Source organism: Acinetobacter minutum, assembly GCF_035916735.1.
Taxonomy (GTDB): Bacteria; Pseudomonadota; Gammaproteobacteria; order Pseudomonadales; family Moraxellaceae; genus Acinetobacter.
In genome coordinates this window covers 13888-30969 of the sequence record NZ_JAQIHG010000010.1, presented here as the reverse complement: position 1 = coordinate 30969, position 17082 = coordinate 13888, and the positions used below count along the sequence as shown (strand labels likewise).

Below are 17082 nucleotides of genomic sequence, written 5' to 3'. Positions count from 1 at the left end.
TAAAGCCGAGTTAGGGTGATCCTCTAACTTGGCCTTTGGAGATAAAAATGTCTCAGCAATTTGATCTTGTTGTGATTGGCGGTGGCCCAGGTGGTTATGAAGCAGCGATTCGTGCTGCACAGCTTGGCTTTAAAGTTGCGTGTATTGAAAAACGTATTCATAAAGGCAAACCATCTTTAGGCGGTACTTGCTTAAACGTGGGTTGTATCCCATCTAAAGCATTACTTGATTCTTCTCACCGTTATGAAGACACCGTTCACCACTTGGCTGATCATGGTATTACAACGGGTGAAGTGAACTTTGACCTTGCGAAACTTCTTGCTCGTAAAGACAAAGTAGTCGATAACCTAACTGGTGGTGTTGCTCAGTTACTTAAAGGTAACGGCATTGAATGGTTACAAGGTACAGGTAAACTACTTGCTGGCAAAAAAGTTGAATTCACGCCATTCGAAGGTGAAGTTCAAGTTTTAGAACCTAAATACGTGATTCTTGCAACGGGTTCTGTGCCAGTGAACATCCCTGTTGCTCCTGTAGATCAAGACCTGATTGTTGATTCAACTGGCGCGCTTGAATTCCCTGAAGTACCTAAGCGTTTAGGTGTGATCGGTGCAGGTGTGATTGGTCTTGAATTGGGCTCAGTATGGCGTCGTTTAGGTGCAGAAGTTGTGGTATTTGAAGCAATGGATGCTTTCTTGCCAATGGCAGACAAAGCTCTTGCGAAAGAATTCCAAAAACTGCTTACTAAACAAGGTCTTGATATCCGTGTTGGTGCGAAAGTTTCTGGCACGGAAATTAACGGTCGTGAAGTGACAGTTAAATATACCCAAGGTGGTGAAGACAAAGCACAAACTTTTGACAAGTTAATCGTTTGTGTGGGGCGTAAAGCCTATGCTGAAGGTCTATTGGCTGAAGATTCAGGCATTAAATTGACTGAACGTGGTTTAGTTGAAGTAAATGATTGGTGTGCAACTTCTGTTGAAGGTGTATATGCGATCGGTGACTTGGTTCGTGGTCCAATGCTTGCCCATAAAGCTATGGAAGAAGGCGTGATGGTGGCTGAACGTATGCATGGCCATGCTGCGCAAATCAACTACGACACCATCATTTCAGTAATCTATACTCACCCTGAAGCAGCATGGGTTGGTTTGACAGAAGAAGCAGCAAAAGAAAAAGGCCACGAAGTGAAAACTGGTCAATTCCCATTTGCTGTGAATGGTCGTGCACTTGCTGCGAATGAAGCGGCTGGTTTTGTGAAGTTTGTTGCTGATGCGAAAACTGACCGTCTGTTAGGTATGCATGTGATTGGCCCAGGTGCTTCTGACATCGTACACCAAGGCATGATCGCACTTGAGTTTGTATCAAGTGTTGAAGACTTACAGTTGATGACGTTTGGTCACCCAACTTACTCTGAAGTGGTACATGAAGCTGCACTGGCAGTAGACGGCCGCGCGATTCACGCGATCCAGCGTAAGCGCAAGTAAGAGAAACTCAAAAAAAAGAGCGGTTTATACCGCTCTTTTTTATTTTGAGTTGTTGTAATTGTTTGAATAATCCTCTAAAAATAACGATAAAGCTATTAAATAAATACCAATATGCAAGACGATGGATGTTTAAGTATTGGTAACTACATAACAAAGCGACAAGTAAAAAAAAGGTACCTTCATGAATCTGCACGAATATCAGGCCAAAGCCCTGCTTAAAAAATATGGAATGCCAGTGCAACAAGGCATTATCGCCAATACGCCGAAAGAAGCTGTCCATGCTTATGAACAATTGGGACATAAATTTGCAGTAGTGAAAGCTCAGGTCCATGCGGGTGGACGTGGTAAGGCAGGTGGAGTAAAAGTTGTAAGTTCCAAAGACGAAGTCTTTGATGTGGCAAAGTCATTGATCGGTAACCGCTTAGTGACCTATCAAACCGATGCCCATGGCCAGCCTGTTAATAGCATCTTGATTTGTGAAGATGTTTATCCCGTAGAGCGCGAACTTTATCTTGGTGCAGTGGTAGACCGTTCTACACGTCGTATTACTTTTATGGTTTCTACGGAAGGTGGCGTAGAGATCGAAAAGGTCGCCGAAGAGACGCCAGAAAAAATTTTAAAGGTGAGCATCGATCCTTTAGTGGGCTTGTTGCCGTTTCAGGCGCGGGATTTAGCCTTTTCCTTAGGTTTAAAAGATAAGCAAGTGAATCAGTTTGTTAAAGTCATGACCAGTGCTTATCAAGCCTTTGTTGAGAATGATTTTGCACTGTTCGAAATTAATCCGCTCTCGATCCGGGAAAATGGTGACATCTTATGTGTGGACGCCAAAATCGGGATTGACTCTAATGCCTTGTATCGTTTGCCAGAAATTATTGAGTTGCGTGATAAGTCACAAGAAAATGATCGAGAACTTAAAGCATCAGAGTTTGATCTGAACTATGTTGCACTCGAAGGTAATATTGGTTGTATGGTCAATGGTGCGGGCTTAGCGATGGCGACCATGGACATTATCAAGCTTTATGGTGGACAACCTGCAAACTTTTTGGATGTGGGTGGGGGAGCAACGAAACAACGTGTGATTGAGGCATTTAAAATCATTTTATCGGATCACTCAGTACAAGCGGTGCTGATCAATATTTTTGGTGGTATTGTCCGTTGTGACATGATTGCTGAGGCGATTATTGCTGCCGTACAGGAAGTGAATGTGACCATCCCTGTGGTGGTACGTTTGGAAGGGAATAATGCTGAATTAGGCGCTAAATTGTTGGATGAATCCGGATTGACGCTCATCTCTGCACAAGGCTTAGCAGATGCAGCAGAAAAAGTCGTAGCGGCAGTTAAGGCATAAGGAGATCAATCATGAGCGTACTGATTAATAAAGACACGAAGGTTTTGGTTCAAGGCTTCACTGGAAAAAATGGGACTTTCCATTCCGAACAGGCTATCGCGTATGGTACCAAAGTAGTCGGCGGGGTCACTCCGGGTAAAGGTGGTCACTTACATTTAGGATTGCCTGTATTTAACTCGATGAAAGAAGCTGTTCGAGAAACTGCTGCAGATGCATCCGTAATTTATGTTCCTGCCCCTTTTGTTCTGGATTCGATTGTCGAAGCAGTTGATGCAGGTATTGGCCTGATCGTGGTGATTACTGAGGGTGTACCGACCCTGGATATGTTGAAGGCCAAGCGTTATCTGGAAACCAATGGCAATGGCACACGTTTAGTTGGACCAAACTGTCCAGGCGTGATTACACCGGGCGAATGTAAAATTGGCATTATGCCAGGGCATATTCATCAGCCGGGTCGAGTTGGAATCATATCCCGTTCGGGTACTCTAACCTATGAAGCTGTCTCACAAACGACCAAATTGGGTTTAGGGCAATCGACTTGTATTGGTATTGGGGGAGATCCTATTCCGGGAATGAACCAGATTGATGCGCTAAAACTATTCCAAAATGATCCAGACACTGATGCCATCATCATGATCGGTGAGATTGGTGGAACTGCGGAAGAAGAAGCTGCAGAGTTTATCCAATCAGAAGTGACCAAGCCGGTCGTTGGGTATATTGCGGGAGTAACAGCACCTAAAGGCAAGCGCATGGGGCATGCGGGTGCAATAATTTCTGGGGGAAAAGGCACGGCAGAAGAAAAATTTGCCGCTTTTGAGAGAGCAGGAATTGCTTATACTCGTAGTCCAGCTGAAATTGGATCGGCCATGTTACAAGTGATGAAGCAAAAAGGTCTGGTTTAAAGTAGTTGCTTTATAAAGCTCCCTCGGGAGCTTTTATATTTCCTGATAACTTGTAATAAACGCGCTTTACAGAAACATAAATTTTAGATAAAAAAATACGCAATGATTGGGGTGATCATTGCGTAGAACAACGAATCTGCTTTCACAGATCGGTTAAGGAGAAATGTCATTCGCTCAGAAGAGTTCCTGAACATGTAATTATCATAAGCTGAGTTGAGACCTCGTTCATGATGCTTCAGGTAAGTAAGTGTTAATTCGTGTTAAATGCTGCTTAGTATTGTAATTTTCTCGGATTTTTTAGTTTTAGTGATCCGTTTCGTTCACTCAAGCTTGTATCTGTTGTGCTTTGAAGAGATAAGCAAAGCTTTCTCTGTAAGGCTGTGTCACAATAGAGTGAGTTAAAATTTGCTGTGGAAACATTATGTCATCGCTATCAGTGCAAGAGCATCTTCACCAACTTAAGCAGGTAGATTTAACTGCAGAGCCCAATAAGCTGATTCGCGAAGGAGGTAAGCAGGGGCGTCAAGAGGCACACAAAAATGCTTTGGTGGCGCTGCATCAGGCATTTGAGCAGAATTTTGTTGAAGCTGTGTGTTTAGCTTTGGGCTTAAATGAGGCACAGGCTAAAAAGATCCGTTATAAAAAAGACCGGGTCCGGATTTTAAAAGCTAAAGGAATTGACTATCTTGCAGTAGATGGGGCTGAAACGGCACAAGTCTTGTCGCAGATTGCTCAAGCGATTAGTCGCGAAGATGCAATCGTAACGCATGATTTGCATGATATTTTCCCTTTCTGGAAAGAAGGCTGGCCGATGGTTCAGTTTGACAATGCTTATAAAATTCTGGCGGAAGATATCACTATTCATTATCAGATGATGTTAGATAGACTGCTGGATGAAACTGCATAAAAGAGCCTTCGGGCTCTTTTTTTATTGAGTAGCATTGCCAGAATTTTACTTTAGATCATCTCTAGCGATTATCTTTTGGATGAATAGATCATTGGGTATTGGCTGAATCAGTCTCTATTAGGCGTTGATTTTCATCAAATAGACGAGTGACAAGGAGTTGGTCAATTTTGAAATGATCGACATCGACTACTTCAAATTTATAGTTGCTATACACGACCGTATCTGCCGGACGGGGAATTTTACGCAGCTGATACATCATAAAACCGGCCAGGGTCTCATAGTTTTCATCATCTGGCATTTCATCAATTTCGAGGGCATGTTTGAGGTCTTCAATTGGTGTACTGCCATCAATCAGCCAAGAATTGCTATCTCGTTTAATGATCTGCTGTTCTTCTTCAATCTGAACGACCCAATCGCCCATCACAGTAATCATGATATCGGATAAGGTAATGACACCGACGACGAGGGCATATTCGTTAATCACCACCGCGAATTTTTCCTTGGTAGAGCGAAAACGGTCCAGTAATTCGGACAACGTTAAGGTGTCAGGAATAGTCAGTACAGTACGAATGGTACTTTCATTTAATTGTAGCAGGGACTGATTGTTTAAAATTCTCACCAAAATATCTTTGGCATCGACATAGCCAATCACCTGATCAATGGTTTCGTTACATACCACAAATTTGGAATAGGGATATTCAGCCAATTTTTGTCGAATACTGGCCTCTGACTCTTTTAATGTAAAGAATACAACATTTTCACGTGTGGTCATGCTTGAAGGAACTGTACGTTCTTCTAGTTCAAAAACGTTTTCGATAAAGTGATGTTCTTGTTTCTGTAACACACCAGCCTGTGCACCAGCATCCATGACTGCCGAGATATCATCGAAAGTAATATTGTCTTCGCGAGTAGTATTGACCTTAAACAAACGGAAAAGGATGTTGGCTATCGCATTGATAAACCAAGCCAGTGGTTTACAAACTTTGATAAACACCTGGATGGGGTTAATCACGCTCACGGCAATTCGTTCGGGGGCAATCATGGCCAAGCGTTTCGGCATCAAGTCGGCGAACAAAATAAACAATGAGGTGACAAAGGTGAAAGATAAGCTGAAGCCAATGGTTTCAGCCCATGGACCTTGATAAAAACCTTGGACGATACTGACAAAATAGGGGCGGAAAGCTGCTTCACCTAAAATACCACCGAGAATTGCAATTGCATTCAGGCCAATTTGAGAGGCAGCAAAAAAATCGGCAGAATTTTCCTGAAGGTCCAAGACTTTCTGTGCACGTTCTTCACCCGATTCAGCGAGGATTTTAAGTTTTACTTTGCGTGCGCCTGCTAAGGCAATTTCAGTGAGAGAAAGAAAGCCTGCCCCAATAATGAGTAAGACGATAATAAGAAAATTTTGAAAGAGACTCACAATTCACCTGTGGTTCGTCATTATTTTGGAATCATTTTTTAGATAAAGGCTTAGGAAACAGATCATTTCCTAAGCTTAGTATAAGCATGAAGTGAGATTATTTTAACAGGTGGTGTGCCTTAGTACTGTGAAAATTGTGAATTGTTCAGTAGGAATTCACGATTTTCTTCCTCGATCATCTGCCGAGCGACATATAAAATGAGCTGACGTAACCAGCGATGCGCAGGATGATGATGCAGCAGCGGACACCAAGCCATTTTTAATTCAAACTCAGGAATATAAAACGGAGGATCCTTAATCATCAAATTCTGGTTCTTGGCTTGTAAGCGGGCAATTCGTGTGGGTAGGGTCGCTATCAGATCAACATTTGAGGCCAATAAGCCTGGCATTTGATAATGACGGGTAAAAACGGAAATTTTACGCTTCTGGCCAATCCGTTCGAGTGCCTGGTCAATCCAACCCAAACCGGCTTGTTTTTCAGGATTAACCCCAAAACCAACCCCCATCCCTGTTTTAGAGACCCAGATGTGTTGGGCATCTAGATAACTTTTCAAGTTGAGGTTATTCACTGCAGGGTGTTTGTTGTTGAGCAGGCAAGAAAAACTGTCGCGCCAAACCAAAACTTGGTGGAAGCTCTGTGGTATTTCGTTAAAACGGTTGATTGCTAAGTCCACTTTACCCTGTTCCATATCACGATAGGACACGTCACTTGGGGTTAAAAAGTCCAGCACAACATTTGGGGCTTCAGAACGCAAAGCCTTAACTAGACGCGGAACTAAGGTTGCTTCTGCATAGTCCGAAGTCATGATACGGAACACGCGGTTGCTGGTATATGGTCTAAATTCTGTGCGTGGCTCCAGAATCATTGAGAGATCAGAAAGTGCATCGCGAATCCGTGGCTGTAGTTCCAAGGCACGTTCAGTTGGTGTCATGCCTTCGGATGAGCGGATCAATAACGGATCATTAAATAGATTACGCAAACGGCGTAAAATATTACTCATAGCCGGTTGTGTCACACCGAGTTGTTCTGCAGCACGAGTGACATTTTTTTCACGAAGAAGGACATCAAGATAAATTAATAGGTTGAGATCGACCCGCTCCAGATTCATAAAAAAAATACCGAGAATAAAATCGTGAAATTATGTCGAATTATGCCACAGTTCCACAAGCTTGTGTAAGAGCACCAAGAAAAAACCGTGCTTATTTCATTGAAAATACTACTTAGGGAAGTGGAGCGCAGGTAGAGAGGTGAGGCGTGAAACCCAACTTGTTTTTTATGATCTACAGCATGTTTATTCTAACGGAGATTGTGAACTAAAATTCAGAGAATGCATGATTATTGGCGAATATTTGTTCGTATGGATAAGGTAAGATATATAGTTTTTGATTATTAAATAGGCGTTTGAAAAGACTTTAGAGGCTGTGAAAAGACCTTAATTTTCCCTGTTCAACGTTAGAAAAAAGGTTTTTTCTAGCAGACAAGACTTAAGTCTAATGAGGAAAAAAACAGCAAAATGTTGAAATTGTAAACAAAGATTTATTTAACTATATTTAATAAAAACAAATACTTGTTTAATTTTATTTGAATTATTATAAGACTTTGATCTACATATTTTTTCAAGAAATACCGAGAATCATCGGAGAATATTGGATAAAAAAAAATAACCCATCTAAGCTGTGATTATCGTAACGAAGCGCTCTAAATCTGAACAAATAATACCGAGCACGATTTAGTCCTTCGCTTGATCAAAATCCTAATTCTATACAGGAAAATATCATGACTACATACCAAACAGCGATTGATGCAATCCGCGAATTAAAAGCAAAATTCGGCAACACTTGGGCAGACATCAGTCCTGAAGATGCTGCACGTATGCAAATGCAAAACCGTTTCAAAACTGGTTTAGACATTGCTAAATATACAGCTGCGATTATGCGTCGTGATATGGCTGAATATGATGCTGATTCTAGCAAATATACTCAATCATTGGGTTGCTGGCACGGTTTCATCGCGCAACAAAAAATGATCGCGAACAAAAAATACTTCGGTACGACTAGCAAGCGTTATATCTACCTTTCTGGTTGGATGGTTGCTGCTCTTCGTTCAGAATTCGGTCCTCTTCCTGACCAATCTATGCACGAAAAAACTTCTGTTCCTGCATTGATCGAAGAAATCTACACCTTCTTACGTCAAGCTGACGCGAAAGAATTAAACGACTTGTTCCGTGCATTGAAAAAAGCACAAGAAGCTGGCGACACTGCTAAAGCAGCTGAAATTACTTCACAAATCGACAACTTCCAAACTCACGTTGTGCCAATCATTGCGGACATCGATGCTGGTTTTGGTAACGAAGAAGCGACTTACTTGCTTGCGAAGAAAATGATCGAAGCGGGTGCTTGTGCACTACAAATCGAAAACCAAGTATCTGACGCGAAACAATGTGGTCACCAAGCGGGTAAAGTAACTGTTCCACACGAAGACTTCATCGCTAAAATCCATGCATTACGCTACGCGTTCTTAGAAATGGGTCTTGAAGACGGTATCATCGTTGCACGTACTGACTCTGAAGGCGCTGACTTGACTCAAAAAATCCCAGTGGTTAAAGAGCCAGGCGACATCGCTTCTCAATACATCAGCTACTTAGACACTCAAGAAATTGATATCTCTGAAGCAACTGAAGACGAAATCTTAATTAAACGTGATGGTAAGTTACACCGTCCTAAGCGTTTAGCGTCTGGCTTGTATCAGTTCCGTGAAGGCACTCAAATCGACCGCGTTGTACTTGACTGTATCACTAGCTTACAAAACGGTGCTGACCTGCTTTGGATCGAAACTGCAACTCCAAACGTTGAAGAAATCGCTCACATGGTGAACCGTGTACGTGAAGTTGTTCCAAATGCGAAACTTGTTTATAACAACTCTCCATCGTTCAACTGGACTTTAAACTTCCGTCAACAAGCGTATGACCGTTGGGTTGCTGAAGGTAAAGACGTATCTGCATACGACCGTGCTAAATTGATGAGCGCTGAGTACGACAACACTGAATTGGCTGCTGATGCTGATGCGAAAATCCGTACCTTCCAAGCAGATGCTTCTCGTGAAGCAGGTGTGTTCCATCACTTGATCACACTTCCGACTTACCACACTGCTGCTCTTTCTACACATGAGCTTGCACAAGGTTACTTCGGTTCTGAAGGTATGTTGGCTTATGTTGCTGGCGTACAACGTAAAGAAATCCGTGGCGGTATCGCTTGTGTGAAACACCAAGCAATGGCGGGTTCTGACATCGGTGACGACCACAAAGAAATCTTCGCTGGTGACAACGCGCTTAAAGCGGGTGACGATGCGAAAAATACAATGAACCAGTTCGCTGCTCACTAAGCATTGAATTGAATCAAAAAACCCACTCAATTGAGTGGGTTTTTTATGCTTTAAGATCAATCATATTTGGTTAAAAAAAAGAATAAAAGACCTTATTCAATTTCCAGCTTTGGATGAATCCCACCCAGTGCTTCACAAGCGGAAGTGTAGAGCTGGAATTGTTGCTGCACTACGTCACGTAAGGGTACATCGAAGAGTTCATCGCCTGCTTTATAGCTTTCAATATAAGTTTCGACTTTTTCACGACTGGCAGCCAATGACTGCTGGTAAAAACTATTGAGTGGACTGTGTTGCATTTGCAAAGTTTCGATATTGTGGCATTGAAATTGTTGCAGCAATTTTTCTGCTTGTTGAATTTCGCTAGAACCACCAAGTGCACAAGCACTGAGTAAGAGGCTAAGGCTTAAGCCAGAAATCATTTTTGTCATATTATTTGTTGGGAGGAGTGGATAAATCATGGTATTGAGTTGATGCAGTTTTATCAGTTTAGTCTTTGGCTAAAGCCATGCCATTTTATGCATTTATAGTTTAGCCTAAATGAATGGTATAAATTTTTAATTTGATATAAATCACATAAAATTAATTAAAAGTTGATTTATATCACATTCTTTTGGTACAGACCCGCACGTACGCTGCCTGCTTTACTACTTTTGATCTGCTGCCAAGAATTAGGTAAAACGATTTGATCTAACTCACGATCAGCTTCCACATAAATCAGCCCATTTGGGGCAATAAGAGGATCTGTTAATCTCGCTAATTCTTGCCATAGATCTAAGCTATAAGGTGGATCAAGAAAGACCAGATCAAAAGATCCAGTTAATTCCTTCAATGCCTGCTGTGCTGTAGCCGTTTTGAGTTGGCAGTTTTCTGCCTGTAACAGTTGAATATTGGCTTTCAAGATCTTGGCTTGTGCAGGGTGTGGTTCAATCATCAGTACAGATACGGCACCTCGAGACAGTGCCTCAAAACTTAAAGCTCCTGAACCCGCACAGAGATCAAGGACACGAGCATTTTGGATATCCCACATCAGCCAGTTAAATAAAGTTTCCCGTACACGGTCAGGCGTTGGGCGTAAACCTTCAATGCTGGCGAATGGTAACTGGCGGCGTTTCCATGTCCCACCGATAATACGAAGCTGATTTTTCATTTATTCGGTAATCTCACTACTAGCAGGTGAAGTCGCTTGTGGCTTTGTTTCAGGTTTGCTCTGGTTAGGATTGGCTTTGGGATCCGCTTGCAGGATGCCAGCTCCACTTGGTAATTCACCTGGCTTGATTCCTGCTGTCATTAGACCACCACTGACTTGATGCGCAGCAGGGCGAATTGGATTTTTTTGACGCTTGAGTAACCAGTAATCGAAAATTGGACGTGACAGTTGAGCTGCTGAGCCACCATGGCGACCATTTTCCCAAATAACCGCAATCACGATTTCTGGTTTTTCTGCTGGTGCAAATCCTATAAATAATGCATGGTCAAGTTGGCGCTCAGTGAGCAGAGCTTCATTATATTTTTTGCCTTGGGCAATACTTTTTACCTGAGCGGTACCGGTTTTGCCCGCAATTTGATATTGCAAGCCGCCTTTAATACCGCGTGCAGTACCGGATTCAATCACGTCAACCATTGCACTGCGCATATTGATCCAATCCTGTTCGGTACCATTGAACTGGATGCGACCATCAGGCGCATTCAAGACCTTATGGACTTTGGCACCATGCGAAGCTCTTAATACATGCGGGGTAACATGTGCACCGTGATTGGCGGTAATCGCGGTGGCCATAGCTAATTGTAGGGGTGTTGCAGTAAATGCACCTTGGCCGATACTGACCGAGATGGTTTCACCTTTCATCCATTTACTTTTGCGGGTGCGCATTTTCCATTCAGGATTTGGATAGAGTCCGTCGCTCTCACTAGGTAAATCGACTCCGGTTTTTTGGCCAAAACCAAACTGACGCATCCAGATATTCATTTTCTCGATACCCATCTGGAAGGAAAGGGTATAAAAATAGGTATCACAGGATTCTACAATCGAACGGTGCATATTCACCACACCATGACCGCCTTTGCGCCAGTCACGGAATTTATGCGAATCTCCAGGTAAATGGAAATAGCCCGGATCAGAAATGGCAGTGTTCCAGTCTACTAAGCCATAATGAATACCGCCTAAAGCAGCCATGGGTTTGATGGTCGATCCTGGAGGATAGACCCCTTGTACCGCACGGTTGTACAGTGGCTGATCCAGATTGTCACGTAATGCACTATAGTCGGTATGATTAATCCCGGTTACAAACAGATTTGGGTTAAAACTTGGGCTGGAAACCAACGCCAAAATTTCACCGGTTCGTGGATCCATCGCGACAATCGCACCACGGCGATCTGCCAACTGCTCGGCAGCGACGACTTGTAAACCATAATCAATTGATAAATATAAATCATTCCCTCGAATGGGTTCTTTACGGCCTAAATGGCGGAGCACATTGCCATGGGCATCGGCTTCAATCGATTCATTGCCTGGTACCCCGTGGAGTAAATCTTCATACGATTTTTCCACACCAATCTTACCGATCAGGTTAGTGCCTGCATATAAATCTGGGTCAATTTTTGCCAATTCCCGGTCGTTGATCCGTCCCACATAGCCGACAACATGGGCAAACAGATCACCGTGTGGATAGTAGCGGGTCATTTGGGTATCAATTTTGACACCCGGAAATTCATGCTTGATTTCACTGAAGCGTGCAATATCCGTTTCGGTCAAATTCAGTTTGATAGACACACGCTCGGTTTTACGTGCTGTCTTGATTCGACTGCGGAAGCGTTGAATATCTTCTTCATTCAGGCTGAGGATGGGGGTCAGCCGTTTGATGGTGCCTTCGATATCTTCGACATCGGCCTTGCTCAGTGTTGCAGAAAAGACAGGATAATTATCTGCCAATAACACGCCGTTGCGGTCATAAATATAGCCACGGGCGGGTGGCAATGGTTGTAGACGAATACGGTTCTTATCTGAAGCGGTAGTAAATTCGTCATAATGCACAATTTGCAGATATGCATAGCGTGCCAACAAGAGTGACAGGAAGAATGCCACCAGACCAATCGCGAAAAAAATTCGACCACGGTAGATGCGCTTTTCTTGCTGTACGTTTTTGAGAGGAAAATGCTGCTTCATACGCGATCGACTTTTAATCCAGAACAACGGGGGAGAGCTTTAAAGGGCAACTATTTTAACCCAGGATTGAGGTCTCGCACGCATCTTTTTCCCATAAAGCTGTAATTTATTGCCGCTATACTTTGACTTGTGGAATACTAAAAATCCGCCGTGTGATCTATAAGCCCTTAGTGAATTCTGTTACAGTCAGCGCAATGATGCTCTTCATGATTGGGTATCCATTCCTTGAAACCAAGGTGTAACGATAGAAAAACAGAAATATTGTCCGGTTCGCGTAGTATTCGCAGATTGCCGGATATCTGGATAGAACACATGAATTATGTAACCATATCAATGACCCAGCCAGGTTTAACGTCACTGACGTTCATTGAGTGCAAGTGAAAGAGTCGAGCAGGATTGGGTGACTTTGCTTGCAATCTGCTTTTCTAAAAACAGAATATGTCGATGATGATAGATCAAGATCTTCATATTTCATGGTTGCTGTTCTTTGTTGAATGTTTGAGATGGTAGAGCGATCCAGATGATGTCTATATATGAACCGGAAAAATCTGTTTATGCAGAGATAAAATCGAGAGTGGTGCATGTTTGAGTACGTAAGTGCAGTGTGGCAAAGCTTTCTGAATCGCCCGGATTTATGGGCGGTGCTGAGTATTATTCCTGTCACCGCATTTGTTACTTGGGCACATGTCTGGATGGCACTCAAAATGGTGTTTTATCCAATCCACTTCTGGGGTTTTCATCTGGGGTCTATTCCCGTGGGCTGGCAGGGGATTGTGCCACGCAAAGCTGGACGAATTTCAGGGATTATCACCGACAATACGTTGTCTAAATTGGGTTCGCTGCATGAATTTTTGCAGGCGATGGATCCTGAAGATATGGCACGCATTATCGGGGAGCAAGTGGGGTTTGAATTAGAGCACCTGATTGATGAGGTGATGGTCGACCGTAATGCTGTCTTGTGGGAAAATTTGCCTTATTCGATCAAGCGCCGTATCTATGCACAGGCCCATAAACAGCTGCCAGACGTGTTAAAAGATCTGGTTCTCGAATTATCAGTGAACGTTGAATCACTGGTCGATATGCGCGAAATGGTAGTCCGCCAGATGGAAAATGACCGCCGTTTGATGGTGCGCATGTTCCTTAAGGTTGGGCGTAAAGAAATCAATTTTATCTGGCATATTAGTGCCCTGATCGGGATGTTTTTTGGCATATTCCAGATGATCGTCTGGTTTGTTGTGCCATGGCACTGGACGGTTCCGTTCTGGGCATCGATCTGGGGCTTTTTGACCAACTGGATCGCGATCTGGATGGTCTTTAATCCGATCGAACCTCATCCGGTCCGTTATCCGCAGTTTTTTAGACGAACTGAAAGTCGAAAGTTTCCTTGGATTGTCCCCGTTTTGCCACGAATCGGTTCGTATAATATTCAAGGTGCTTTTATGAAGCGTCAGGATGAAGTGTCTGATGTTTTTGCTAAAGTTGTGACTGAAGAGTTGATTACCTTGAAATCCATCATGACAGAAATGATGTATGGTGCTAAAAAGGATCGAACCCGGCGGATTATCAAGGCACATGTCAATGAAATCATGGAAACACCGCTGGTGCGTACCACCTTGCAGCTCTCTTTGGGGCCACGTGAATATGCAAAACTCAAGACAGACTTGATCGATCGCTCAATTGAAATTACGATGGTGCCTGTATGCGACCCAGCGTTTAATGCGAGCCGTGCACAGAAAATCTATCAAATGTTCAGAGATCGTATTCGCGAATTGACGCCTAGAGAGTTTCAGAATTTGTTACGCCCTGCTTTTCAGGAGGATGAATGGATTCTGATTGTGTTGGGTGGGGTGACCGGATTTTTTGCTGGTTTAATACATTTGTTTGTCGCTTTCTTATAATTAGATGCCGAAAAATGAACAATATGTGATTGTTCAGGCTTCAGGTGTCATTCATTGTTTAATAATGAGGATGTTTATTTATGCGCATTATCTTACTCGGACCACCTGGAGCAGGTAAAGGGACTCAGGCTCAGTTGATCTGTAAGCGCTACAATATCCCACAAATTTCAACCGGTGATATGCTCCGTGCTGCAATTCGTGAAGGTACTGAATTAGGCCTAAAGGCTAAAAGTGTAATGGAATCGGGTGGTCTGGTATCCGATGAGCTCATCATTGGTTTGGTCAAAGAGCGTATTGCACAGCCGGACTGCGTGAATGGCTGCATTTTCGATGGTTTCCCACGTACCATTCCACAAGCTGAAGCACTGGAAAATGAAGGCATCACGATTGATCACGTGATTGAAATTGATGTGCCAGATGAGGAAATCGTTCAACGTCTTTCTGGCCGCCGTCAGCACCCTGCATCGGGTCGTGTGTATCACATCGTTTACAACCCACCAAAAGTGGAAGGTAAAGATGATGAAACGGGTGAAGATCTGGTACAACGTCCAGATGACCAAGAAGAAACGATCCGTAAGCGTTTAGGTGCATACCATGCTGAAACTGCACAATTGGTTGGTTTCTATCAGGGCCGTGCGGCTGCAGGTGAAAATGCACCGACCTATGACAAACTGAACGGTTTACGTCCAATCGAAAATGTACAAACTGATTTGTTTGCGATTCTCGATCAAGCAAAATAAGTTTTAATATTTTGCAGATGAAAGAGTCCTAGTTAATATAGGGCTCTTTTTCTTTTTAAAGGTGAACTGTGATGAAAATAGCCATGATTGCACTAGTGATTGTTGCTCTCGCGGTGCTACTGTTTTTATTCTACATCAGCCAGAAAATGCTGCGTCAGGTGCAAAAACAGGAAGCTCAAGAAAAAGTCCAGCGGAAACCTGAGCGTCAATTACATCCTAAATTGCTCGAGCAGCAGAAAGAGAAAAAATCAGGACGTTAATCGGCATCATTGCTGATATTTTTGACCGGAATACGGGCTGCACCAAATTCAAAACGATCTGGCCAATTACATACATCACCGACCACACATTCGTGGCATTTCGGTTTGCGTGCGATACAGCAGTAACGGCCATGCAAAATCAGCCAGTGATGGGCATCCAGAATAAATTCTTTAGGAATGACCTTGACCAGGCGTTGTTCAACTTCCAGTACATTCTTACCAATCGCTAGGCCAGTACGATTGCTCAGACGAAAAATATGGGTATCGACGGCCATGGTTGGTTGGCCAAACGCCGTATTCAGCACCACGTTCGCGGTTTTACGACCTACCCCCGGCAGCGCTTCCAAATCTTTGCGGTTGTCAGGTACCTGTCCGTGATGTTGCTCTAGCAGGATCTGGCAGGTTTTGATCACGTTTTCGGCTTTGGAATTATACAGGCCAATGGTTTTAATGTAGTCCTTGAGTCCTTCAAGACCTAAATTGAGAATGGTTTGTGGGGTATTGGCTACCGGGAAGAGTTTATCCGTGGCTTTGTTGACACTGATATCGGTGGCTTGAGCCGAGAGCATGACGGCAATCAAAAGTTCAAATGGACTACTGTAATTCAGTTCCGTTTCCGGCTTAGGGCGTTGTTCGCGCAGACGTTCAAAAAACAGCTGAATCTGCTTTTTTGTCATATTTTTCACGGCCATGTCAGACTCCCTGCAAATCCGCGAGATGCTGTTGTAAGCTCATCAGTTCCTGACGTTTTTGTGGGTTTTCTCGTACGCTGAGCTGTTTTTCCAATTTCTTGATCTGTGTACGCAGCTTGGCCAGTTCAATGGTTGTCTTTGCATCAGCTGAAGGCTGGCCCAGATGTGCCGTTTCAACCAGTTCAATCGTCGGCACCACATTGACGTGCTGGGAAAATTCCGCAAAGATTTCGGTTGAAATTTCAGCACGAACAACTGGGCCTTTACGATGAAGTCGACGCTGTTCCTCACGCTGAATATGTGCGTAATAACGTCGGCGCAGATCATCCTGCTCTGCGATGCGCTGTGTTTCATCTGGTACGGGTAAGGGATCTTCCACCAGCTCAATACAGTCCACCGGGCAGGGTGGAATACATAATTCACAGCCAGTACATAGGTCGTTTAGCACACTGTGCATCAACTTGCCGCTACCAATAATCGCATCGACCGGGCAGGCATTGATACATTTGGTACAGCCAATACATTCATCTTCACGGATTAGTGCTTTCATGCGTTGTGGACGGCCATCATGCTGAATCGGCCATACGCTCGGTTCAGCAACCAGGCGAGGGCGTTGTAGTAATTTTGCCAGTTCATCTGCGACAGGCTGGCCACCCGGGATGCACTTATTCGCTTCCTCGCCTTCCGCAATGGATTTTGCATAAGGGAGACAACCATCACGATGTCCACATAACCCACATTGGGTCTGAGGTAACAGCGCATCAATTTGCTGGATGAGGGAAATGTGCGAATTCATGCCGAGAACCAGTGAAATAAAACGAGAGGATATTGCGAGAAAAAGGATATTCTATCAATAAATTTTATCATGTTTTTTAGAACTATTATT

14 protein-coding genes and 1 pseudogene are annotated in these 17082 nt (G+C 43.5%); 8 read left to right on the top strand and 7 right to left on the bottom strand.

The window, feature by feature from the left end; all coding sequences use genetic code 11:
- Positions 1 to 47 precede the first annotated feature (47 nt).
- From lpdA to PAE54_RS05940, 4 genes and pseudogenes are all read left to right on the top strand, one after another.
- Entirely contained in the window at positions 48 to 1481 is a 1434-nt protein-coding gene (gene lpdA / locus PAE54_RS05955) for a dihydrolipoyl dehydrogenase (protein WP_273778724.1), read from the top strand.
- Between the two features lie 181 nt (positions 1482 to 1662).
- On the top strand, positions 1663 to 2829 hold the full coding sequence (gene sucC, locus PAE54_RS05950) for an ADP-forming succinate--CoA ligase subunit beta (RefSeq protein ID WP_326518791.1): 1167 nt from the start codon (positions 1663 to 1665) through the stop codon (positions 2827 to 2829).
- Positions 2830 to 2840: 11 nt separating this feature from the next.
- Positions 2841 to 3731 (top strand): succinate--CoA ligase subunit alpha, encoded by an 891-nt coding sequence (gene sucD / locus PAE54_RS05945; RefSeq protein ID WP_326518790.1) that lies wholly within the window; start codon positions 2841 to 2843, stop codon positions 3729 to 3731.
- 487 nt (positions 3732 to 4218) lie between these two features.
- Positions 4219 to 4638 (top strand): annotated as a pseudogene (locus PAE54_RS05940) (hypothetical protein); the annotation flags it as partial.
- 88 nt (positions 4639 to 4726) lie between these two features.
- On the opposite strand, the gene paeA reads toward PAE54_RS05940, so the two are convergent.
- Positions 4727 to 6061: a polyamine export protein PaeA gene (gene paeA / locus PAE54_RS05935; protein WP_273778728.1), complete on the bottom strand. Its 1335-nt coding sequence runs from the start codon at positions 6059 to 6061 to the stop codon at positions 4727 to 4729.
- Between the two features lie 119 nt (positions 6062 to 6180).
- Positions 6181 to 7170: a LysR family transcriptional regulator gene (locus PAE54_RS05930; RefSeq protein ID WP_273778729.1), complete on the bottom strand. Its 990-nt coding sequence runs from the start codon at positions 7168 to 7170 to the stop codon at positions 6181 to 6183.
- 668 nt (positions 7171 to 7838) lie between these two features.
- Between PAE54_RS05930 and PAE54_RS05925 the strand changes: the two genes are divergently transcribed.
- Complete coding sequence (locus PAE54_RS05925) at positions 7839 to 9443, top strand: isocitrate lyase (RefSeq protein WP_273778730.1); 1605 nt, start codon at positions 7839 to 7841, stop codon at positions 9441 to 9443.
- A gap of 92 nt (positions 9444 to 9535) precedes the next feature.
- Here the strand turns inward: PAE54_RS05925 and PAE54_RS05920 are convergent, their stop codons facing one another.
- The 3 genes from PAE54_RS05920 to mrdA all read right to left on the bottom strand — a co-directional run bounded on the left by PAE54_RS05920 (position 9536) and on the right by mrdA (position 12606).
- Entirely contained in the window at positions 9536 to 9871 is a 336-nt protein-coding gene (locus PAE54_RS05920; RefSeq protein WP_273778731.1) for a hypothetical protein, read from the bottom strand.
- 167 nt (positions 9872 to 10038) lie between these two features.
- Positions 10039 to 10590, bottom strand: a complete 552-nt coding sequence (gene rsmD / locus PAE54_RS05915) for a 16S rRNA (guanine(966)-N(2))-methyltransferase RsmD (RefSeq protein ID WP_326518789.1) — start codon at positions 10588 to 10590, stop codon at positions 10039 to 10041.
- Positions 10591 to 12606 carry a penicillin-binding protein 2 gene (gene mrdA, locus PAE54_RS05910; protein ID WP_273778733.1) on the bottom strand — a complete coding sequence of 672 codons (2016 nt, stop codon included), beginning with the start codon at positions 12604 to 12606 and terminating at the stop codon, positions 10591 to 10593.
- A 581-nt stretch (positions 12607 to 13187) separates the two neighbouring features.
- On the opposite strand from mrdA, the gene PAE54_RS05905 reads away from it, so the two are divergent.
- From PAE54_RS05905 to PAE54_RS05895, 3 genes are all read left to right on the top strand, one after another.
- Positions 13188 to 14504: a DUF445 domain-containing protein gene (locus PAE54_RS05905; RefSeq protein ID WP_326518788.1), complete on the top strand. Its 1317-nt coding sequence runs from the start codon at positions 13188 to 13190 to the stop codon at positions 14502 to 14504.
- A gap of 80 nt (positions 14505 to 14584) precedes the next feature.
- Positions 14585 to 15244 (top strand): adenylate kinase, encoded by a 660-nt coding sequence (gene adk, locus PAE54_RS05900; protein WP_273778735.1) that lies wholly within the window; start codon positions 14585 to 14587, stop codon positions 15242 to 15244.
- Between the two features lie 71 nt (positions 15245 to 15315).
- Positions 15316 to 15504, top strand: coding sequence for a hypothetical protein (locus PAE54_RS05895; RefSeq protein ID WP_326518787.1), 189 nt, complete (start codon positions 15316 to 15318; stop codon positions 15502 to 15504).
- Here PAE54_RS05895 and nth read toward each other — a convergent pair.
- A complete protein-coding gene (nth, locus tag PAE54_RS05890) occupies positions 15501 to 16196 on the bottom strand; it encodes an endonuclease III (RefSeq protein WP_326518786.1) in 696 nt (231 codons plus the stop codon). The genes PAE54_RS05895 and nth overlap by 4 nt on opposite strands.
- A 1-nt stretch (position 16197) precedes the next feature.
- A complete protein-coding gene (locus PAE54_RS05885; protein WP_326518785.1) occupies positions 16198 to 16992 on the bottom strand; it encodes an RnfABCDGE type electron transport complex subunit B in 795 nt (264 codons plus the stop codon).
- Positions 16993 to 17082 lie beyond the last annotated feature (90 nt).

Excerpts from the sequence above, each read along its gene's own strand:
- PAE54_RS05895 (WP_326518787.1), top strand. The coding sequence starts at position 15,316 with ATGAAAATAGCCATGATTGCACTAGTGATTGTTGCTCTCGCGGTGCTA.
- PAE54_RS05885 (WP_326518785.1), bottom strand. The coding sequence starts at position 16,992 with ATGAATTCGCACATTTCCCTCATCCAGCAAATTGATGCGCTGTTACCT.
- PAE54_RS05930 (WP_273778729.1), bottom strand. The coding sequence starts at position 7,170 with ATGAATCTGGAGCGGGTCGATCTCAACCTATTAATTTATCTTGATGTC.
- PAE54_RS05925 (WP_273778730.1), top strand. The coding sequence starts at position 7,839 with ATGACTACATACCAAACAGCGATTGATGCAATCCGCGAATTAAAAGCA.
- mrdA (WP_273778733.1), bottom strand. The coding sequence starts at position 12,606 with ATGAAGCAGCATTTTCCTCTCAAAAACGTACAGCAAGAAAAGCGCATC.
- nth (WP_326518786.1), bottom strand. The coding sequence starts at position 16,196 with ATGGCCGTGAAAAATATGACAAAAAAGCAGATTCAGCTGTTTTTTGAA.
- adk (WP_273778735.1), top strand. The coding sequence starts at position 14,585 with ATGCGCATTATCTTACTCGGACCACCTGGAGCAGGTAAAGGGACTCAG.
- sucC (WP_326518791.1), top strand. The coding sequence starts at position 1,663 with ATGAATCTGCACGAATATCAGGCCAAAGCCCTGCTTAAAAAATATGGA.
- lpdA (WP_273778724.1), top strand. The coding sequence starts at position 48 with ATGTCTCAGCAATTTGATCTTGTTGTGATTGGCGGTGGCCCAGGTGGT.
- sucD (WP_326518790.1), top strand. The coding sequence starts at position 2,841 with ATGAGCGTACTGATTAATAAAGACACGAAGGTTTTGGTTCAAGGCTTC.
- PAE54_RS05905 (WP_326518788.1), top strand. The coding sequence starts at position 13,188 with ATGTTTGAGTACGTAAGTGCAGTGTGGCAAAGCTTTCTGAATCGCCCG.
- rsmD (WP_326518789.1), bottom strand. The coding sequence starts at position 10,590 with ATGAAAAATCAGCTTCGTATTATCGGTGGGACATGGAAACGCCGCCAG.
- PAE54_RS05920 (WP_273778731.1), bottom strand. The coding sequence starts at position 9,871 with ATGACAAAAATGATTTCTGGCTTAAGCCTTAGCCTCTTACTCAGTGCT.